The 18,760-nt window shown below is 68.7% G+C and carries 21 protein-coding genes; 7 read left to right on the forward strand and 14 right to left on the reverse strand.

Annotation, left to right across the window (positions count from 1 at the left end; all coding sequences use genetic code 11):
• The first annotated feature begins 18 nt into the window (after positions 1 to 18).
• Positions 19 to 372 (forward strand): STAS domain-containing protein, encoded by a 354-nt coding sequence (locus D473_RS0116255; RefSeq protein WP_017610116.1) that lies wholly within the window; start codon positions 19 to 21, stop codon positions 370 to 372.
• Positions 373 to 436: 64 nt separating this feature from the next.
• Here the strand turns inward: D473_RS0116255 and D473_RS0116260 are convergent, their stop codons facing one another.
• The 10 genes from D473_RS0116260 to ectA form a co-directional block, all read right to left on the reverse strand.
• Complete coding sequence (locus D473_RS0116260) at positions 437 to 1,147, reverse strand: M50 family metallopeptidase (protein ID WP_017610117.1); 711 nt, start codon at positions 1,145 to 1,147, stop codon at positions 437 to 439.
• Between the two features lie 145 nt (positions 1,148 to 1,292).
• Positions 1,293 to 1,739 carry an SRPBCC family protein gene (locus D473_RS0116265; protein ID WP_017610118.1) on the reverse strand — a complete coding sequence of 149 codons (447 nt, stop codon included), beginning with the start codon at positions 1,737 to 1,739 and terminating at the stop codon, positions 1,293 to 1,295.
• An 81-nt stretch (positions 1,740 to 1,820) separates the two neighbouring features.
• A complete protein-coding gene (locus tag D473_RS0116270; protein WP_017610119.1) occupies positions 1,821 to 2,714 on the reverse strand; it encodes a CPBP family intramembrane glutamic endopeptidase in 894 nt (297 codons plus the stop codon).
• Positions 2,715 to 3,036: 322 nt separating this feature from the next.
• The gene (gene ehuA, locus D473_RS0116275; RefSeq protein ID WP_017610120.1) at positions 3,037 to 3,861 is read right to left on the reverse strand and encodes an ectoine/hydroxyectoine ABC transporter ATP-binding protein EhuA; all 825 of its coding nucleotides are present in this window, start codon (positions 3,859 to 3,861) and stop codon (positions 3,037 to 3,039) included.
• On the reverse strand, positions 3,848 to 4,483 hold the full coding sequence (gene ehuD, locus D473_RS0116280) for an ectoine/hydroxyectoine ABC transporter permease subunit EhuD (protein ID WP_017610121.1): 636 nt from the start codon (positions 4,481 to 4,483) through the stop codon (positions 3,848 to 3,850). The genes ehuA and ehuD overlap by 14 nt, the downstream gene beginning before the upstream one ends.
• A complete protein-coding gene (gene ehuC, locus D473_RS0116285) occupies positions 4,484 to 5,212 on the reverse strand; it encodes an ectoine/hydroxyectoine ABC transporter permease subunit EhuC (protein ID WP_017610122.1) in 729 nt (242 codons plus the stop codon).
• A 6-nt stretch (positions 5,213 to 5,218) separates the two neighbouring features.
• Positions 5,219 to 6,079: an ectoine/hydroxyectoine ABC transporter substrate-binding protein EhuB gene (gene ehuB / locus D473_RS0116290; RefSeq protein ID WP_394296772.1), complete on the reverse strand. Its 861-nt coding sequence runs from the start codon at positions 6,077 to 6,079 to the stop codon at positions 5,219 to 5,221.
• Positions 6,080 to 6,650: 571 nt separating this feature from the next.
• A complete protein-coding gene (locus tag D473_RS0116295; RefSeq protein ID WP_017610124.1) occupies positions 6,651 to 7,046 on the reverse strand; it encodes an ectoine synthase in 396 nt (131 codons plus the stop codon).
• Positions 7,047 to 7,275: 229 nt separating this feature from the next.
• Positions 7,276 to 8,541: a diaminobutyrate--2-oxoglutarate transaminase gene (gene ectB, locus D473_RS0116300; protein WP_017610125.1), complete on the reverse strand. Its 1,266-nt coding sequence runs from the start codon at positions 8,539 to 8,541 to the stop codon at positions 7,276 to 7,278.
• Positions 8,542 to 8,633: 92 nt separating this feature from the next.
• A complete protein-coding gene (ectA, locus tag D473_RS0116305; protein WP_083918029.1) occupies positions 8,634 to 9,137 on the reverse strand; it encodes a diaminobutyrate acetyltransferase in 504 nt (167 codons plus the stop codon).
• Positions 9,138 to 9,902: 765 nt separating this feature from the next.
• Here ectA and D473_RS0116310 point away from each other — a divergent pair.
• The 3 genes from D473_RS0116310 to D473_RS0116320 all read left to right on the forward strand — a co-directional run bounded on the left by D473_RS0116310 (position 9,903) and on the right by D473_RS0116320 (position 11,528).
• The gene (locus D473_RS0116310) at positions 9,903 to 10,166 is read left to right on the forward strand and encodes a WhiB family transcriptional regulator (protein WP_017576025.1); all 264 of its coding nucleotides are present in this window, start codon (positions 9,903 to 9,905) and stop codon (positions 10,164 to 10,166) included.
• Between the two features lie 123 nt (positions 10,167 to 10,289).
• Positions 10,290 to 10,895, forward strand: a complete 606-nt coding sequence (locus D473_RS0116315; RefSeq protein WP_017610127.1) for a hypothetical protein — start codon at positions 10,290 to 10,292, stop codon at positions 10,893 to 10,895.
• 21 nt (positions 10,896 to 10,916) lie between these two features.
• Positions 10,917 to 11,528: a copper resistance CopC family protein gene (locus tag D473_RS0116320; RefSeq protein ID WP_017610128.1), complete on the forward strand. Its 612-nt coding sequence runs from the start codon at positions 10,917 to 10,919 to the stop codon at positions 11,526 to 11,528.
• 88 nt (positions 11,529 to 11,616) lie between these two features.
• On the opposite strand, the gene D473_RS0116325 is transcribed toward D473_RS0116320, so the two are convergent.
• Entirely contained in the window at positions 11,617 to 12,378 is a 762-nt protein-coding gene (locus D473_RS0116325; RefSeq protein ID WP_017610129.1) for a PP2C family protein-serine/threonine phosphatase, read from the reverse strand.
• 784 nt (positions 12,379 to 13,162) lie between these two features.
• On the opposite strand from D473_RS0116325, the gene D473_RS0116330 reads away from it, so the two are divergent.
• The gene (locus D473_RS0116330; protein ID WP_017610130.1) at positions 13,163 to 14,437 is read left to right on the forward strand and encodes a glycosyltransferase; all 1,275 of its coding nucleotides are present in this window, start codon (positions 13,163 to 13,165) and stop codon (positions 14,435 to 14,437) included.
• A gap of 132 nt (positions 14,438 to 14,569) precedes the next feature.
• Positions 14,570 to 15,535: an anti-sigma factor RsbA family regulatory protein gene (locus D473_RS0116335; RefSeq protein ID WP_017610131.1), complete on the forward strand. Its 966-nt coding sequence runs from the start codon at positions 14,570 to 14,572 to the stop codon at positions 15,533 to 15,535.
• On the opposite strand, the gene D473_RS0116340 is transcribed toward D473_RS0116335, so the two are convergent.
• Both D473_RS0116340 and D473_RS0116350 read right to left on the reverse strand, forming a co-directional pair.
• Complete coding sequence (locus D473_RS0116340) at positions 15,525 to 15,869, reverse strand: STAS domain-containing protein (protein WP_017610132.1); 345 nt, start codon at positions 15,867 to 15,869, stop codon at positions 15,525 to 15,527. The genes D473_RS0116335 and D473_RS0116340 overlap by 11 nt on opposite strands.
• 94 nt (positions 15,870 to 15,963) lie before the next feature.
• Positions 15,964 to 16,701, reverse strand: a complete 738-nt coding sequence (locus tag D473_RS0116350) for an ANTAR domain-containing response regulator (protein ID WP_017610133.1) — start codon at positions 16,699 to 16,701, stop codon at positions 15,964 to 15,966.
• A gap of 197 nt (positions 16,702 to 16,898) precedes the next feature.
• Here D473_RS0116350 and D473_RS0116355 point away from each other — a divergent pair, with 197 nt between their 5' ends.
• Positions 16,899 to 18,041 (forward strand): GAF domain-containing protein, encoded by a 1,143-nt coding sequence (locus D473_RS0116355; protein ID WP_017610134.1) that lies wholly within the window; start codon positions 16,899 to 16,901, stop codon positions 18,039 to 18,041.
• 66 nt (positions 18,042 to 18,107) lie between these two features.
• Here the strand turns inward: D473_RS0116355 and D473_RS0116360 are convergent, their stop codons facing one another.
• Positions 18,108 to 18,746 carry a response regulator gene (locus D473_RS0116360; RefSeq protein ID WP_017610135.1) on the reverse strand — a complete coding sequence of 213 codons (639 nt, stop codon included), beginning with the start codon at positions 18,744 to 18,746 and terminating at the stop codon, positions 18,108 to 18,110.
• Positions 18,747 to 18,760 lie beyond the last annotated feature (14 nt).

Below are 18,760 nucleotides of genomic sequence, written 5' to 3' on the forward strand. Positions count from 1 at the left end.
GAACTCGCCGGAGTAGCAATGCCCGACCTGACCATCTCCTCCACCCTGCACTCCGCCGGGCGTGTTCTGGCGCTGAACGGGGAGATCGACATGGCCACCGAGGACCGCTTCCAGGAGGCGGTCACCGAGGCCCTGATCACCCAGCCCCACGGCCGGGTCGTCCTCGACTGCACCGAACTCCGGTTCATCGACTCCAGCGGCCTGCGAGTCCTCATCCGGGCGCACAAGACCGCCAAGGAGCAGCAGGCGCGCCTGGCCATCGCCGCACCCATCCGCCGGGTGATGCAGACGCTGCGTGTGACCTCCCTGGACACCCGCATTCCCGTCTTCGGGACCGTCACCGAGGCGCTCACCGCCCCGAGCTCCCTCTAGGGGCACGGCCGCCGCACCGTCGGCGGAGACGACCGGCATCCGTCCGCCGGCCGCCCCGGCGCTGCTACCGGAACAGCAGAAGCCACACGCCCAGCCCGGTCACACCGAGATTGACCAGGGCGAAGATCACCACCCACAGCGTGCCCGGAAGACCCGTGAGCCTGGCCAACTGGTCGGCGTCGGAGTGGGGCGAGGGGTTGCGCAGACGCTGCGACTGCAGTTCGAAGACCGGGCGCACGCCGGCGAAGAGCAGGAACCAGATGAACACGTAGGCGAACGCCGCCTGCACCTCCGGTCCGGTGTACCAGCTCACACCGAAGACCACCGCACCCGTCGCGACGATCGAGACCACGCCGTAGACGTTGCGGATCATCACGAGCATCAGCGCGAGCAGCGCGATACTCAGCCAGAGCAGCGCAGTGATCCGGTCGGCCATGAGCATGAGGATCCCCAACAGCCCGACCACCGACGGCGCCACGTATCCCGCGAACACCGTCAGCATCATGCCCGGACCGGTGGGCCTGCCCCGGGAGACCGTCACCCCGGAGGTGTCGGAGTGCAGTCGGATCCCGGTGAGCTGTCGGCCGCTCAGCAGGGCCACGAGCGCGTGCCCGCCCTCGTGCGCGATGGTGACGACGTTGCGCCCCACACGCCAGGTCGGGCCGAGCACGACCGCCAGCAGCGCCACGACCGCGGCACCGACGACGATCCACCGCTCCGGTTCCGGCTGGACCGCGAGGACCTCTTGCCACACGTCCCCGAAGGTTGTTCCCATCGCTGCTCCCTGAGTCGACTGCGAGCGGACCCGACCGCTGCGCACACGACCTCGTGGGGGAGTCGCGGGGCGCGGGCCCTCGCCGAACTCTAGGACATCTCAGAGATCTCCGCGTGACCGGAGCTTTCCGGGAGGAAGCGGCGCTTCATCCCCGGCTCTCGGCCTCTGCGAGCTCCCGCAGGCGCAGCAGCGTGTGCTCGATCGACTCGGCGTTCTTGCGTGGGAACCCGGTCAGAACGAACCAGAACGAGGGGCCGCGTGAGTAGTCGAAGGTCTCCTTCACCCGCGTCCCGCCGTCCGGGAGATCGCTGAGCTCGTACCCCCAGCGCTGCGGGCCCGCGGTCTTCCAGACCAGGCGGCGCCCCTCCTCGAACTCCACGACCTGGTTGCTCATCCGGTAAGGGACGCCGAACATACGCATGTCCACACCGAAACCGGTGTCCGGACCCAGGCGGTCGGGGCCGAAGGTCTGACCGCCCACCGACCCGGACCCGTCGATCTCGGAGTGGCGTGCGGGGTCGGCGATGATGTCGAAGACCACCGAGGCAGGAGCGTCGATGTCGATACTGCGGGAAACCTTGTGGTTGGCCATGTCCCCATACTGCCAGTGACTTCTGCGCCGTCCTCCTCGGGCGGCATCCCCTTCGGGACCTCTCCCGGGCACGACCGGCGGTCACAACCCGATGATCCCGAAGGTCAGTTCGGGGGACACCAGGAGCACGAAGACCCCGACCCGCATCAGCACGTTGAGCCAGAGGTTGCGAAAGCACGCCCACAGGTACCCGTAGAACAGCCCGGCCGCACCGTAGGTGAGCATGGCCAGGCCGGTCTCGTGGACCAGCCCCTCATCGGGCAGCTGGGAGACCGCGTCGAAATCCTGGATCAGCGCGTAGGTGAGGGCGAAGACCACCGAGGCCGCGACGATGCCGCCCCAGCGCCCCATGTAGATCTCCAGGCGGGTCTGGAGCATGGCCCGGAAGAAGGCCTCCTCACAGATCGAGATGACGGTGAAGGCGACCAGGAAACCGGTGAGGGCGAAGCTCACCTGCGGGTAACCGGTGGAAGGCAGGAACACCGCCCCCATGAGGCCCAGGGTGAGCACGACCGGGAGCAGCCCGCTCCACCTCCACAGCTCGCGCGGTTTGAGGACGATGTTCGGCATCTGTGTTCCGCGTCCGTCGGTGGTCACACCCGAGCGGTCCAGGACCAGCACCGGAAGAGTGAACAGGAACAGCAGCCGGCACACGAGCGAGACCGACATCGCCAGGTCGGCCCCCACCTCGGTCTCGAAGATGGTGAAGAGGCGGCTCAGCACCGCCATGGACAACAGGAACGCCATCAGCAGGAACAGGCACCACACCAGCTCGAAGCGGAGCGGATGCCCGACGAACGCGTGGACGACCTGTGCGTCCAGCCTGCGGCGCTCCCCCAGCGTCCGTACCAGGACCCAGATGAGCGTCCCACCGATCAGCATGGAGGCCCAGGAGCCGAGGTAGAACGGGAGACCGTCGCCGAACACGTGTGTGCGCAGCTCGACGTGCAGTCCCACCGTCAACGCGACGAGCACAACGGCTAGGGCGGCCCACGCCAGGAATCCCCACCTTCGAACCGTGGTCACAAGTGTCCCCCCTGTCTCAGAACACCCATTCTGCCTATGCCGCGACTAAACGCTGCTTAATCACCACGGCATGTCGCATCGCGAAGAACTGGCAACAGCCATACGCAAAAGCACACAGAACGCACATCCCAGAAAAAGGGAAACTCCCTGCGGCACGTCGGAATGCGCCACACGGCGGTGTGAGCAAAAACAGGGAAAACGGCTCGGACACGACACGGCCCCCGCGCGGTACGCGGGGGCCGTGCGGACAGGTGCGCCCGGGGGCGAAACCTCAGTTCCCGTTCTCCAGGACGGACTTCAGGAAGGCCTGGGTCCGCTCGTGCCGGGGATCGTTGAACATCTGGTCCGGGTGCCCCTCCTCGGCGATCCGGCCCTTGTCGAACATCAGCACACGGTGCGAGACGTCACGCGCGAAGCTCATCTCGTGTGTCACGCACAGCATGGTGATGTCGGTGGTCTCGGCGACCTCGCGCAGTACGTCGAGGACACCGGCCACGAGCTCGGGGTCGAGGGCGGAGGTGACCTCGTCCAGGAGCAGGATCTCCGGCCGCATGGCCAGAGCGCGGGCGATGGCCACACGTTGCTGCTGGCCACCGGAGAGCTGCGTGGGGTGCGCGTCGATCTTGTCTCCGAGACCGACGAGGTCCAGCAGTTCCTCCGCGTGCGCGTTGGCCTCCTCCTTGGGGGTGCCCAGGACGTTCACGGGGGCCTCGATGATGTTCTTGCGCACCGACATGTTCGGGAACAGGTTGAACTGCTGGAAGACCATCCCGATGCTCTTGCGGCGGCTGCGCAGGTAACTCTCGCTCGCCGGCGTGAAGCCGCTGCCCCGGGGCATGTGGCTGAACGGCTTCCCGCCGATCCAGATCATGCCCTCGGTGACCTTCTCCAGGGTCATGACCAGGCGCAGGATGGTGGTCTTGCCCGAACCGCTGGGACCGATGAGAGTGACACGCTCGCCGGGGGAGACACTGAAGTCCAGGTGATCCAGGACGGTGAGGTCGCCGAAGCGCTTCACCACCTGGTCGAACACGATCAGGTCCTCGCCCCCGACACCCTGGGGCCGGTCGTTGTCATGGGTATCAGACGGCGGCATAACGCTTCTCCAGTCGACGGATGATGATCGCGGAGGGCACACTCACGGCCAGGAAGAGGAAGCCCACCAGGGTGTAGGCCTCCACGACCCGGAAACTCTCGCTCCCGACCCGCTGTGCCTGGGTGAGCAGCTCCGTCACACCGATGGCGAAGAGCAGCGGCGTGTCCTTGAACATCGAGATCAGGTAGTTGCCCAGTGCCGGGATGACCTTGCGGATGGCCTGCGGCAACACGATGGCGCCCCAGGTCCGGCCGGTGGACAGGCTCAGCGCTCGTGCGGCCTCCCACTGGCCCTTGGCCACGCCCTCGATCCCCGACCGGTAGACCTCGGCCGTGTAGGCCGCGTAGTGCACGCCCAGGACCACCACACCGACCGTGAAGGCCGAGATGTCGGCGGGCGTCATGAGGAACACGAACACAACCTGGATGATCAGGGGCGTGGTCCGGATGAACTCCATGACGAAGTGCACGATGCCGCCGATGATCGGCGTCCGCCGCACGACGGCGACCAGAAGACCCAGCACCAGCGCGATGGAGTACCCGATGAGGGTGAGCTGGATCGTGGTGAGGATGCCGCTGAGCAGGTCGGGCATGGCCTCATAGGTGAACTGGAAATCCCACATCTACTTCGCCACCCCCACCTTGGTTCCGACCGACGGTGGACGCAGCAGGGACAGGATCCCCCCGCCGCCGGTGGGGGCGCGCCCCAGTTTCTTGCCGGCACGGTTCTCGAGTGCGCGCATGCCCAGGATCAGCACCTGCGCGAGCAGGTAGTAGAGCACGAAGGCGACACCGAAGGCCACGAAGGTCTGGCCGGTGGCCGACCTGATCTGTTGGGCGACCGAGGTGAGGTCGACGATGCCCACGAGGTAGACCACGGCGGTGGCCTTCATGAGCTCGATGACCAGGTTGCCGAACGTGGGCAGCATCTGGGCCCAGGCCTGGGGCAGGACCACCAGCCGCATGCGCTGGGTCCACGAATAGTTCAGCGCGACGGTGGCCTCCACCTGGGACGGGGGCACAGCGTTGATCGCCGCGCGCACGACCTCGGCACCGTAGGCGCCGACGTTGAGCCCCAGAGCGAGGATCGCCGCGAACCTCGGGTCCAGCTCGAACCCGGTGAGGTCCGGGAACGCGAAGACGAACCAGAACATCACGACCAGGGCGGCGATACCGCGGAAGGTCTCCACGAAGACCGTGGTGATGGCCCTGGCCCACCAGAACCGGGTGGTCCCCAGGATCCCGATGGCCATCGCCAGGACGAAGGCGAGCGCGGCACCGCCGACGGTGAGCTGGATCGTGATCCAGGCACCGTCGGCGTAGCGCGGTAGTTGTTGTTCGAGGAACTCCAAACCGGATCAGCCCTCGCCCGAGCAGAGCTCTTCGGTGGTGGTCCCGTCGGGCAGATCGTTCTCGGTGAAGCCCCACTGCTCACCGAGCTCGAGCAGGCGGCCGCTCTCGGTGAACTCGGCGATGACGCGGTTGATCTCGTCGAGCATCTCGGTGTCGCCCTGGCGGAGGCACAGGCCGCCCCAGCCCTTCTCCTCGAACCCGTCCATGACGGGGAAGAAGGGCTCGGTGACGTCGAACTCGTCCTCCTGGCCGCGCTCCTGCAGCAGGTAGTTGTGCGAGACCGCCAGCATGGAGACCGCGTCCACACGGCCGGCCTCGAGGTGCTCGAACCCGGTGGTCTGGTCCGGGATGAGCTCCATCTGGTCCTCGGTCACACCGAAGTACTCGGCGTAGGTCTGCTCGACCGAGGCGTTGAGGACCGCGAGCCGGATGTCGGGGTCGGCCGCGATGTCCTCGAAGGTCTGGATTCCGGTGGGGTTGCCGGACTCGACCAGGAAGGCCTCGGGCGAGGTCGCGGTCGGTTCGCTGAAAGCGACCTCCCCGCAGCGTTCGGGGGTGATGAACACACCGGCGGCGAGGATGTCGAACTGATTGTTCTGCAGACCCGGGATCAGACCGTCCCAGCTGGTGGCCGTGGCGACGATCTCCGGGATGCCCAGCTCCTCGAAGACCGCCTTGGCCACGGCAGGCGACTGTCCGGCGGGGTCACCCGCGTCGTCGACGAAGCCGAAAGGGATCTCGTTGGCCAGACCCACCCGGACGAAGCCCTGCTCACGCAGATCGTCCAAGGAGGCGCCTTCCTCGGCCCTGGAACAGGAGGCGAGGGCGGGGGCGAGCGCCGCGGTGGCCAGGCCCGCTCCTCCCAGACGGAAGGCGTCCCGGCGGCCCCAGGTTCCACGGCCTCTCACTCGAACCTTCTTCTTCACGACTGCTCCTCAGAATCACTCGCGGAAGCGGGCCGCCGCCCGGGCAGAACGGGACGGCAGCACCGCGTGTGCGGATGGTGGGACGCCTGTTATGGGCGAACCGCGGTGTGGCACCGGTGAATACCCGCCGCCGGGACAGGGCGCGGCAGGAGCGGTACGGGGTGTCTCTCCCCGGCCCCAAACCCCAGTAACGACCACCATTTGGTCTGTTATGCACTGGTTACGCGATTCCCACCATCGGGTGACAGGATCATTCTGCTACTCAGGGTGCTTTACCTGTGCATTGTGACCCTGTGTCCCTCCTCTTGTCACTCAGGGAAATATTTTCCCATTCGAACCATTCTCGAGCGCGGAATCATTATTTTCTGCAAAGGAGCGGTCACACGAGGATCACACTTCCGGAATTTGAGCCGGAAACTCCGGAAACGACAAGAGCGGGGCCGAGAGACTCTCTCGGCCCCGCTCCGAAGCAGTGCGCGCGTCGGGCGCGTGCCCGACAAGGAGGGATGTCCTACACGTCGTCCTCGACGACCAGCGGGTAGACACCGTTCTCGTCGTGGACCTCACGACCGGTCACCGGCGGGTTGAACACGCACAGGACACGGAAGTCGGTCTTGGGCCGGACGGTGTGGTGCTCGTGGCCGTCGAGCAGGTAGAGCGTGCCCGGGGTGATGATGTGCTTCTCCCCGGTCTCCTCGTTGGTCAGCTCGGCCTCACCCTCGATGCAGTGCACGAGCTCGATGTGGTTGGCGTACCAGAACTTCGACTCGGTGCCCGCGTACAGGACGGTCTCGTGGAAGGAGAAGCCGACCTTGTCCTTGGCCAGGACGATCCGACGGCTGCGCCAGTTCTCCGTCTTGATGTCGGCGTCGGTGTCGTTGACCTCGTCCATGCTGCGAACGATCACTGGTGACTCCTCAATCGCGCTGCTGCGCCTCTTGGTGGTGGACGACACGGTGCGGGGCCGGCCGGGGTCCTGGCTCCAGGATCCTCCGACCGGCCCCGCTCCGTCAGTAGAAGTGGCGGCCATCCGGGAAAAATTCCCGTGGCCCCACACCGGCCGGGTCACGGCCCACGGTGTTCCCCGCCCCTCGGACCGGGCCGGCCCCGGGGGCGGGGAGCACCCGAGGCAGGCTCTAGGAAGTCCGGCTCTGCTTGACCGCGGCCCGGGCGGAGTCGGCGATGATGTCGAGGCCCGTGGTGAGCTCCTCGTCCGTCGCGGTCAGCGGCGGGAGCAGCTTGAGGACCTCGTCATCGGGCCCGGAGGTCTCCAGCAGCAGACCGCGCTCGAAGGCCTCGGCGGCGACGCTGTTGGCGAGGTCGGCCTGCTCGAAGGCCAGACCGCGAGCCATACCGCGGCCACGCACGTGAGCGCCGGTCTCGGGGTGCTCGGCGGCGACCTCCTGGAGACGGCCGGCGATCAGCTCGCCCTTGGCCTTGGTGGCCTCGGCGAAGGAGTCGTCGCTCCAGAAGCGTCGCAGGGACTCGCTGCCGGTCACCATCGCGGGGTTGAAGCCACGGAAGGTGCCGTTGTGCTCGCCGGGACCCCACACGTCGTGCTCGCGCTTGAACAGCGTGAGCGCCATCGGAAGGCCGTAGCCGCTGATGGACTTGGAGAGCGTGACGATGTCGGGAACGATGCCGGCCTCTTCGAAGGAGAAGAAGTCGCCGGTACGGCCGCAGCCCATCTGGATGTCGTCGGCGATCAGCAGGATGCCGTACTCCTTGCACAGATCGGCGAGCCCGCGCAGCCACTCGGCGCTGGCGGCGTTGATGCCGCCCTCGCCCTGGACGGTCTCGACGATGACGGCGGCGGGGGCGTCCAGGCCCGAGCCGCTGTCCTCCAGGAGAGTACGCAGCCAGAGGAAGTCCGGGGTCTGCCCGTCGAGGTAGTTGTCGAAGGGCATCGTGGCGACATGGTCGAGCGGGACACCCGCGCCGCCACGCTTCATGGAGTTACCGGTCACGGCCAGGGCGCCCAGGGTCATGCCGTGGAAGCCGTTGGTGAAGTTGATGATCGTCTGGCGACCGGTGATCTTGCGGGCCAGCTTCAGCGCGGCCTCGACGGCGTTGTTGCCCGCCGGGCCGGGGAACTGGACCTTGTAGTCGAGGCCCCTCGGTTTGAGGATGACGTCCTCGAAGGTTTTCAAGAACTCGCGTTTGGACGCGCTGTACGCGTCCAGGCTGTGCACGATCTTGTCGTCGGTGAGGTAGTCGATAAGCTTGCTCTTCAGCTCCGGGTCGTTGTGCCCGTAGTTGAGGGAGCCGGCCCCGGCGAAGAAGTCCAGGTAAGGCTTGCCGCTCTCGTCATAGACGTGGCTTCCGAGGGCCTTGTCGAAAACGACAGGCCAGCTACGGCAGTATCCGCGGACTTCGGACTCGAGGCGCTGGAAGGTCTCCATCGTGTGTTCCTTGGTTCCTTTCCCCAAGTTCGTGGGCTCATGGCTTGGACGACGGGGCGGTACAGGATCGGTCGATCCGGTGCGGATGGTCGTCACGCTTCTTGACTCGGCCGGGCCCCGAGGGGTCCGATACGGACGAGGTCCTCCGGCTCGTGCGGAGTGCCGTCCTTCGGGAAGTGCTCCTCCCCGAAGAGCGGGCTCCATACGGCCTCGGCCCCCCTGTCCCTGGCGAAGGAACCGAACAGCGCCCGGGAGGCCGAGTTGTCCGGAGTCACGGTCGCTTCGAGATAGCGCAGGCCCTGGTCGGCGATCGCGTCGCCGATGAAGTCGAGCATCCGGCGGGCCAGCCGCTGTCCGCGGTACGCGGAGTCCACGGCGACCTGCCAGAGGAAATACGTGTCCGGGCTGTCGGGACGCACGAATCCGGTGACGTAGGCGGCCACCCGGCCCTCGTCGTCGCGGGCGACGACGCTGGAACGGGAGAAGTCCCGGCACCAGAGCGTGTAGGAGTACGGGGAGTTGACGTCCATTCCCGTCTCGCCCGCCAGCCGCCACATGTGCGGCCCGTCCCCCGGGGACGGGTGCGACAAGCGCACGGCCCCCAGGCCCGCGGCCCCTGTGGCCTCAGAGCCCGTGGCCCCGTCGTCGGTCCGGTCGCGTGCTTGGAGGTCAGTTCGTTGATGTGGCACGTCGATCGAACTTAGCCAACGATTACCGAGTAGGTTTCAGACCGCGCGTTCGGAGATGTTTGGCCACTTCAGAAACGGGTATGGCTAGTCTATTTGGCAGCTTTCCGGGTTCACCCTCGGCACTCGGGGCCCGCCGGGGCGGAGGGGCGACGGTGCGCTCCTTCCCTTGCCCACCAGGGACTCTCGGGTTTCACGCCGGGCCCGCACGCCCCGCTCCCGGCACAGAGCGTCACGGCTCGACAGCGCGCGCCACGGTCAAACATAGGGCCTCGAGGAGACAGTTCAGGCGTGCATTAAGTCACATCAATACGGTGGGAACCTGGGGACATAACACCCCGAGGACTTGAAGCGTACATCACACAGAGGTAACAGCGCAGGGGTTCGGCGCACGAAACCCCCCACCACCAGGGGCCTTCCATCTCTCGCGCCCCTCCCGGCGCGCGGCGACCCCGCCTCTTCCCCTGAGGGTCATGCCACTCGGCCCGGCGCCACAGGTCCTTGCCCTCACGCCGACTTTCGAGCAGACTTCATGTAGTACGACCCCATGTAGTACTACAATTGGTCGCAACGCTGCGGAGGTCCTGGGGCCTCCCGGCGACCACAACTCTTCTCTGCGCCCACCGTGGATCCCCGGCACGGGCCAGGATCAGCACGACGGATCGGAGGCGTCCCATGAACCGCCTGTACCACGACAGCGAGGACTGGGTCGCACAGGGCAATTGCCGCTCCTACGACCCCGAGATCTTCTTTCCCGTCAGCACCACCGGAATCGGTCAGGCCGACACCGAACAGGCCGTCGCCGTCTGCCGCAGCTGTACTGTTCGCCAAGAGTGCCTGCGGTGGGCCCTGCGAGCCGGAGAGGCGCACGGCGTCTGGGGTGGTACCACCCCCGAGGAACGCCGCTACATGCGGCTCGAGCTGGCTCCGGCGAGCTGACACGACGGCACGGGCCGCCGGGTGCGAAAACCACCCGGCGGCCCGCATTCACCGCCTGCACTGCCCTCGTCCCTCCTCCGAGGGCTCTTGCGGCAGCACAGGGCATTGCCTAGGTTCGATCACGTGCGACCCGCCCACGGCACACTCCACGCGCTGCGTACGGCTTTCCTCGCCGGCGCGTCCACAGGGCTCGCCTACGGCGGACACAACCTCTGGGCCCCCGACCCCGCCTCCACCGGCGGTTTCCTCGCCGCGACCGCTTTCCTGTTCCCCGTCCTGTTGTTCTTCACCCGCAGGATGCGCGGGATGGGCGACATCTTCGCGGTCCTGGCCGCCGCCCAGGTCGGCATCCACCTGATCCTGCAGGGCTCGGGAGGCCCCGACCACGAGCTCCTCCACCACGGCACCGACCACAGCGGCCACAGCGTGCTCGCGCACGTGCTGGGTTTCGCGCCGGGGATGCTGTTCGCCCACCTGTGGGCCGCCCTGCTGGCCGCCGCGCTGCTCGCACACGGGGAAGCCGCCCTGTGGGCCCTGGCCTCCCTGCTCACACGATGGCTGCCGCACGGTCCGGGTCCCCGGATCCCGGTCGTGCCCCGGCCCATCGCCCTTCCCCTCCCCCCGAACGCCCCTCTCTCCACGGTCGATCTCTCCACACACGGACCACGAGGGCCGCCCGCTCGGGCCTCCCGTGCCGAACCGGACCGCACCCCCGCGATCCGGCCGTGAACCGAACCTGAGAGAAGGAAGATGACCACCCAGAACCCCGCGGTCCGTACAGCCGCACTGGCCCTCGCCCCGTTCACCGCTGCCGCCCTCGCGCTGGCCCCCTCCCCCGCGCTGGCGCACGACGTGCTCACCGGCTCCACCCCCGAGGACGGCGAGACCCTGGAGGCCGCGCCCGAAGAGGTCGTACTGACCTTCAACAACGAGCCTCTGGAGACCGGGGACGGCAACGCCGTCTCCGTGACCGGGCCGGACGAGGAGACCACCTACGAGACCGGCGACCTGGTCTTCGACGGCAACGAGGTCAGCACCGAGCTCGAGCCCCTGGACCAGGCGGGCGACTACACCATCGGCTTCCGCGTCGTCTCCTCCGACGGGCACCCGATCCAGGAGAGCCTGACCTTCACCGTCCCGGAGGAGGCCGTGGCCGACGCCGCACCCGAGGAAGAGCCGGAGGCCGGCGAGGACGCCCAGGAGGAGGACACCGGCGACGCCGCCGAGGACACCGCCACGGAGGAGGCCGCCGACGAGGGCGGGATCTCCGGCACGACCGTCGGCATCATCGTCGCCGTCGCCGTCGTGGCGCTGGCCGCGGTCGTCCTGGTCGCCGTGCGCGTGCGCAAGAGCACGCAGTAGCGGCGCACCGGCCCTGAGGACACAGGAAGGCCCGGACCCCTTCGGCGGTTTCCAGGGGTCCGGGCCTTCCGCATGCGCGGAGCCGCCGTCAGACGCGGCGCGCGAGCATGATGCTGATGTTGTCTTTGCCGCCGCCCTCCATGGCCGCCTGCCACAGGGCGTGCACGGCGGCCTCGTCGCTGCCGGCCTCGGCCATCATGCGCTCCATCTCATCGGTGGAGACCAGATCGGACAGGCCGTCGCTGCACATCAGCCAGGTGCTGGGGTCAGGGGCCTCGTCCCGGCCCACATGGGGGACCATCGTGCCGCCCGAGCTACCGCCCAGGGACTGCGTGATGAAGTTCGTGGTGACCGGACGCCCGTCCCCGGAAGGGGGCAGCGCCGGGGAGTCGTCCTCGCTGAGCTGGCGCAGCCGCCCACCCTCGACCCGGTAGGTGCGGGAGTCACCGACGTTGAACCAGAAGTTGCCGTCACCGTTGAGGAGCACACCCGCGACCGTGGTCCCCATGCCGGAGAACTCGGTGTGCTGTTTGGCGTGGTCCTTGATCTCCTCGTCGATGTTGCCGAGGATCTGGGCGACGTGGTCGGGGCCCTCCAGACGTGCCCCCACCTCGGCCATGCGGTGCACGGCGTGCTCGGAGGCGATCTCTCCGGCCGCTTGACCGCCGATGCCGTCGGCCACCGCGAGGATGACGGGCTCACCGACGGGGAGAACGCACCGCACGGGCGAGGTCATGTTCGCGCCGGCGACGGTGAGAGCACCCATGACGACGGCGTCCTCGTTGGCAGGGCGGACCGCGCCCCGGTGCGTGAGGGCGGTGACAATGACTTCCCCACCAGCGACACCCATACGCCCTTCCTCCGTTTCGTCGGCCGTGGCCGGTTGCCCGGCACGTGGTGCCGGACCATTGGTCGAGTCCCGTTCAACGTCTGGATTCTGCAACCGTACCGAGCTACCGGCGGAGTCGGTCAAAATCCGCGTACATCATGGCGGAAAACACCCGGATACGCAGTTCCCACCCAGTATTCCGCGCCCAGAAATGGGGCACCGGACACCGACCGGACGTCGCAGGTCCGTTCCGACAGTAACGGTGCGCGGGACCTCCTGGCAGAGGGCATCGGTCCTTGCGCCGGGTTCACCCTGGTTACAGGCCCGAATCGGATTACGGACAGTCCCGAAGCTGGGTTCGGGCCATGAGTGAGCCCGGTCTCACGTTGTCGCCCTCACGAACCTCTGGCAGAATCGAAGCGTTGGGTGTCTAAGACGCAGACACACACGACCGGCCCGATCCGCACCGCCACGCGTGCGCCCGTAGGCCTCTCTTCGACGGTCGTTTGGTGTGATCCGAGTATGCGTCTGCCCTTCCCTCTTTCTTCCTCCTCCACGGAACCGCACGTGCGCCCTGCCCGCACGTCTCACTCCGCCGTGCACACGCTCCCGCCCCCGCACGTACGCATGCACGGGCGCGCGGCGCCGTGTTCGCCCTCCCCGTGACCCTCGGCCGGTCCAGCCACCGACGTTCCGGCCGAACACAGTCCGACCGCCCAGCGGACCCTGCCCCCCGCTCCGGGGTTCACTGGGCGGCCACCGATGCAGGACACCGACCCCAACCCGTGTCCAAGGAGCCATTCCAGTGAAGATCGCCCTGATCGCCGAACACGCCAACCCCTTGCCCGCCCACCGGGGTGAACCTGCGTGCCCGGCGAGCCTGCACGCGTGCGCCCTGTCGCGGCAGCTCGCCAAACGCGGCCACCGGGTCACCGTCTACTCCCGCCGCAGCGATCCCGACCAACCCACCGGACGCACCCGCATGTCGCGCGGTGTCTCGGTCACCTACCTGGACGCCGGGCCGTCCCGTGTTCTGAAGGCCGACGAGGAGGCCCAGCACACCGGAGAGTTCGGCACCGCCCTGGCCGGGGCCCTGGACGAGGACGGCCCGGACGTCCTGCACGCAGTGGAATGGACCAGCGGCCTGGCCGCCCTCCACGCCCAGGCGCACAGCGACCGGGACCAGAGCGGGGTCCCCCTCGTGCAGACCTTCCACTCCCTCAACGCGAGCGAGCAGCGCGCGGGCCTGCCCGAACAACCCGAGCGGGTGCGCATGGAGGCGGTTCTGGCCTCGCGCGCAGACCACGTGCTCGTGGGGTCCACCGACCAACAGGTCGAACTGTCCCGTCTCGGGGTCTCCCGCCACCACATGAGCGTGGTGCCCTTCGGCGTCGACCCCGACCACTTCAGTGTCGAGGGCAGCTCCGCGACCGAACCGTGGAACAGCCGCCGCGAGGAGCGGACCCGGCTGGTGTCGGTCACCGCGCTGAGCGAGGGCGGTGGCGCCGGACGGCTCGTACGGGCCATGGTCCACCTGCCCGAGTGCGAGCTGGTGCTGGTCTCGACCGCCGGCGACCGCGACGTCGCCCTGGACGCCGACGCCCGGCGGCTGGAGCTCATGGCCAAGGAGGCCGGGGTCGACGACCGGGTGCACCTGACCGGACCGATGGAGCGCAAGGAGCTCCCCCGACTGCTGCGTTCGGCCGACCTCTACGTCTCAGCGGCCTCCTACGACCCCTACGGAGGCGGGGTCCTGGAGGCCATGGCGTGCGGTCTTCCGGTCGTGGCCACCGCGACCGGTGCGGTGCCCGAGGCGGTGCTGCACCGGACGAGCGGGGTGCTCATGCGGTTCGGTCGCCCGGAGGAGGTCGTGCGCGCGGTGCGCACCGTCCTCAACACCCCCACCATGAGCACGGCCTACGGGATCGCCGGGGGCGACCGGGCCCGTTCCCGTTTCCCGTGGACACGGATCGCGATCGAGACGGAGCTGGCCTACGAGCGGGCCCGCCCCAGGACCTCCGACGGCCGCGGGGACGAGGGCGAGCACGACGACCTGGCACTTTCCGGTTCCACCCCCTGACATGGACGGCTCCCTGCCCGACCGGTTCCGTCTTCCCGGGCTGCGGCCCGGGAAGAGCGGTCCGTTCCGGGTACATCCCGGACGGGGGCGCCCGAACCCGGGTGCCCGGAAGCCGGAGACGAAGCCACGACCATGACCTTCATGCACCAGGGCCTGATCTTCGCCCACGAACACCGGTTCCGAGCGGTGGCAGGCGGCCGGTTGCGGGCCGCCGTCGCCTCGGAGCGGCCTGCCGTCCTCGCGGTCGCGCCGCACCGTTCGGCCCGCCTTCTCGCCACCCTGCCGCCCCAGGTGGCACGCGAGGTCCGTGTCATCGACCGGGACACCTTCTACGACGCTCCGGGGCGGATGCTCGCCGCGCTGCACCGCATCGTGCTCGCACACGCACCCGAACGCGTCACCGTCGTGGCCGAGCCCCCGACCGCACGCGGCCCCGAGCCGGCCCCCCGGGAATGGCGGCGCCTGGAGGCGGTCCTGGCCACGGCGTTGGGCGGTTCCGCCCTGGACCTGTTGTGTGTGCACGACACCTGCGCCCTGACCGCGGCAGCGCGTACGACCGTGCACACCACCCACCCGGTCCTGGTCGGTGCGGGCGGCCCGCGTGCCAACCACGCCTATCTGGGGCCGGACGCGCACGGTGCACGTTCCCGGACGCCGGCGCCCCTCCCCCTCACCGGGCCGGTGCACCGTGTGGAGATCGGACAGTCACTGCCGCGCCTGCGCCGTGAACTGACCACCCTGGGTTCATCGCTGGATCTGGAACCGCTGCAGGTCGACGGGTTGGTCGTGGCAGCCAACGAGCTGGCCGCCAACGTGCTCGAGCACGGGGCCGGCAAGGGCAGCGTCTCGTTGTGGCGCTCCCACGACCGGTGGGTGTGCGAGGTCTTCGACGAGGCCGGACTGCTCACCGATCCGCTGGCCGGCTACCGTCCCGCCGACGGGGTGCGGTCCCGCGGATACGGGCTGTGGATCACCCGCCAGACCTGCGATTTCCTGGAGATCTGCGGGGACAGGGGCGGCACCCTGGTCCGGTTGCACTTCCTCGACCGTTCCGCGGAGCCGGAGCCCTCCGCCCGGGAGAGCCGGCTCAGCCGCTGAGCGCCCCCACGGCTTCGTCCACGGTCGCTTCGACGGGGATGATCTGGTCGATGCCCGAGATCACGAAGAGCCGGTTGACCTGCTGCTGGGGGTCGGCCGTGCGCAGGCCCACACCGAGGTCGCGCGCCTGGCGGTAAGCGGCCACGAGCACACCGATGCAACGGGAGTCGCAGAAACTCACCTTCGCGAGGTCGACGACGATCCCCCGCGCGGGCCGCTCACCCAACAGGCCGTCGATGACGTCGGCGAGCTCCGGTGAGGCGATCGCGTCCATCTCCCCGACGGGAACGACCACGGCGATGTCGCCCTCGCGGCGGATCGATATGTTTGACATCACACTCGGTTCTCCTTGTCGAGAGACGGCCCCCGCACCATCATTGCCTCCTCCGGTCACGCTGCGGACTCGGTAGGCATCCACCGAACGGGCCCTAACGCCGTCGGGCGGCCGAGTTCTCGGCGACCAGGTCCCGGGCCACCTCCACGACCTTCTTGCGGTTGCGCTGCGCGACCTCGCGCAGGGACACGAAGGCCTGGTCGGGACTGCACCCCCGGGCGTGCATGATGATGCCTTTGGCCTGATCGATAACGGTCCGGGCCGACATCGCACGGCGCATGTGCGCGGTCTCGCGCGCGGCGTCGGTCTGCCGGTCCACGGCGTGCAGAGCGGCCGCCGCGTGTTCGGCGAGCAGGGCCGCCAAAGGGTTCAGGGTCTGTTCATCGAAGGTTTCGGCCCGGCCCGAGTGCATGCCGAAGGTCAGTACACGTTCTCCCCCCGGCAGCGGGCTGGACTGTGTCAGGGAGGAGCGGTCACCGCACTGGATCGCCGTGCTCGTGTACCGGGGCCAGCGGTGCCGCTCGCGCAGGAGGTCGCGCACCTGCACGGGACGGACCCGGCGCACCGCCTCGACCGCGGGCCCCTGGCCGCTGGTGTACTGCTGTTCCAGGGCGGTGGACAGGTCCGCGTGTGAGGCCCCGTAATCGGCGACCACATGCCGCACCGACCCGTCCGGCCCCATGACCTCGCGCCAGACCACCACCAGTGCCGCCGAACATCCCGGCACGTTCGCGGCCGTGCTGCGGCTGATCTGGTCCAGAGCGCGTTCGACCGTCGTACTCTCGGAGTGCCCCAGTTCCCTGAACTCCCGGGCCAGGCGCTCGAACCACATCCGGCCCCTCCTGAAAACGGTCATCGGTCGTGGGACGGGCCACGGTGTCACCGGGTTCCGGCCACGCATCAACCGTAACCTCGGGCGTCCACCCGCCCACACATCCATTAACGTCGGAGGGCGTACCAACGTGCCGGTGTCCGTCTCAGCGGGTGCTGGTGCTCCGCCGCCCCCTACGAGTACCGGGAGACCTGAGCGTGTCGGAGAACCTGGCCGGGCTGCAACGCGAGATCACGGCCCTGGGTGAGCGGGTACGGGCCCTGCGCTCCGCACACACGATGTATCCCGACGACGCACGGAGCACCGCAGAGGCATCACTTGCCGAACTGGAGTACGCCGAACGCCTGCTCAAGGACGCCGGGTCCGAGCTCGCAGGTGCCCTGTCGAACCGTTCCGGACAGCGCCGCGAGGGCGGCAGCGACGAGCGTGCCCTGCTGCGGGCGGTCTTCTCCGAACTGCCCGTGCCCGTCATCCTGCTCGACCAGGACGGGTACATCCGGCGCATCAACAACGCCGGGGCGGACCAGCTCGGCGGCGCCCCCGGCTACCTGGCGGGCAAACCCTTCGCCCACTTCGTGGACCTGCGCAACCGTGCCGCCCTGCGGTCCTGGTTGGCGTCGGTACTGCGCGGGGACGGACCCGCCTCACTGGACACCCGGACCGCCCAGCGCGGGTGGGCCGAGGACGTGCATCTGACCCTGACCCGGTTGGAGCTGCCCACCGAACCGCACCCGCTGGTGCTGGTGGCGCTCTCCCCGCCGATGCACGGGAGCGAGGACGAGGGACCCGCTCCCCTGGAGCCCGAGGTCGAGGACCAGGTCGTGGTGCTGGCCGCGCGCCGCTTGGACGTGCTCACCCGGATGACGCGCCTGCTGCTGCGCCGTCCCGGCCTGGCCCTGGACGAGATCGCCGACCTGCTCGCCGACTCCTATGCCGACTGGGTCGTCCTCGACGTGCTCGACCGGCCCGAACCCGCTCGCGCCCGCCGTGCCGCGGTGGCCGGTCCCGCCGACGCGCCGGACGATCTGCGCTCGAGTGTGGAGCAAGCAGTGACCGAGGAGACCGACGTACCCGGCCGGGTGTTGGCCGAGGGCGAGTCGCTCCTCCATCCCCTCATCGAGGACGAGGAGGTCCTGGGCCACGACGGCGCCGGCGCTCCCCTGCTGGGCCTGATCGGCGCCGGATCGCTGCTGTCGGTGCCCCTGCGCGGGAGCCGGGGCGTGCGCGGCACGCTCACGTTGATCCGGCGCAGCAACCGGAGCAGCTTCCGCCTGGCCGACCTCGGGCTCATCGAGGAGATCGGCGAGCACATCGGCCTGGCGTTGCCGCCGCGCGCGTAGGGCCCGGCCGGAACTCAGCCCGGGCCAGGCCGGAGTTGGGCGGAGCCGGCCGGAGCAGACACACCTCTACTCGGGCCCGTGCAGGGTCTCCACGAGGGTGCCCAGACGGGTGATGGAACGGTCGAGGCGGTGGATCTCCTCCACCAGGGCCCGGTCCTTGTCCCCGTAGGTGTCCTGGACACGTTCGCGGACGGCCGCCAGATCGGCCTGCACCTGTCCGGTGCGCTGCGCGAGCTGTTCGGCCAGGACCTTGCCGGGCTCTCCGGTCTCCTGGCCGAGGTCGCGCTGCAGGGTGCGGGCCTGCTCGCGCATCTGTGCCTGGAGCTGGTGCAGTTCCACGAACACTTCGACCTTGGAGCGCAGCACCCACGGGTCGAACGGTTTGAGGAGGAAGTCGACCGCTCGGGACGCGTAGCCCCGGAAAACCTGGTGCCGGTCGATCTCCTGAGCGGTCAGGAAGATGATCGGCACGTCCTTGGTCTTCTCGCGCTGCTTGATGTGCGAGGCGGTCTCGAATCCGTCCATGCCGGGCATGATGACGTCCAGCAGGATGACCGCGAAGTCGGTGCCCAGAAGGTGCTTGAGCGCTTCCTCACCGGAATTGGCCCTGACCAGGTTCTGGTCGAGGGAGGTGAGGGCCGCCTCCAGCGCGATCAGGTTCTCGTCGCGGTCGTCGACGAGGAGGATGTTGGCCTTCTGGGTCACTGCTCGTTACTCCA

The sequence above is a fragment of the Nocardiopsis xinjiangensis YIM 90004 genome, from assembly GCF_000341145.1.
GTDB lineage: Bacteria > Actinomycetota > Actinomycetes > Streptosporangiales > Streptosporangiaceae > Nocardiopsis > Nocardiopsis xinjiangensis.

Coding starts and splice junctions, on each gene's coding strand:
- D473_RS0116255 (WP_017610116.1), top strand. CDS start 19: ATGCCCGACCTGACCATCTCCTCCACCCTGCACTCCGCCGGGCGTGTT.
- D473_RS0116260 (WP_017610117.1), bottom strand. CDS start 1,147: ATGGGAACAACCTTCGGGGACGTGTGGCAAGAGGTCCTCGCGGTCCAG.
- D473_RS0116265 (WP_017610118.1), bottom strand. CDS start 1,739: ATGGCCAACCACAAGGTTTCCCGCAGTATCGACATCGACGCTCCTGCC.
- ehuA (WP_017610120.1), bottom strand. CDS start 3,861: ATGCCGCCGTCTGATACCCATGACAACGACCGGCCCCAGGGTGTCGGG.
- ehuD (WP_017610121.1), bottom strand. CDS start 4,483: ATGTGGGATTTCCAGTTCACCTATGAGGCCATGCCCGACCTGCTCAGC.
- ectB (WP_017610125.1), bottom strand. CDS start 8,541: ATGGAGACCTTCCAGCGCCTCGAGTCCGAAGTCCGCGGATACTGCCGT.
- D473_RS0116310 (WP_017576025.1), top strand. CDS start 9,903: ATGAACCGCCTGTACCACGACAGCGAGGACTGGGTCGCACAGGGCAAT.
- D473_RS0116320 (WP_017610128.1), top strand. CDS start 10,917: ATGACCACCCAGAACCCCGCGGTCCGTACAGCCGCACTGGCCCTCGCC.
- D473_RS0116325 (WP_017610129.1), bottom strand. CDS start 12,378: ATGGGTGTCGCTGGTGGGGAAGTCATTGTCACCGCCCTCACGCACCGG.
- D473_RS0116335 (WP_017610131.1), top strand. CDS start 14,570: ATGACCTTCATGCACCAGGGCCTGATCTTCGCCCACGAACACCGGTTC.
- D473_RS0116340 (WP_017610132.1), bottom strand. CDS start 15,869: ATGTCAAACATATCGATCCGCCGCGAGGGCGACATCGCCGTGGTCGTT.
- D473_RS0116350 (WP_017610133.1), bottom strand. CDS start 16,701: ATGTGGTTCGAGCGCCTGGCCCGGGAGTTCAGGGAACTGGGGCACTCC.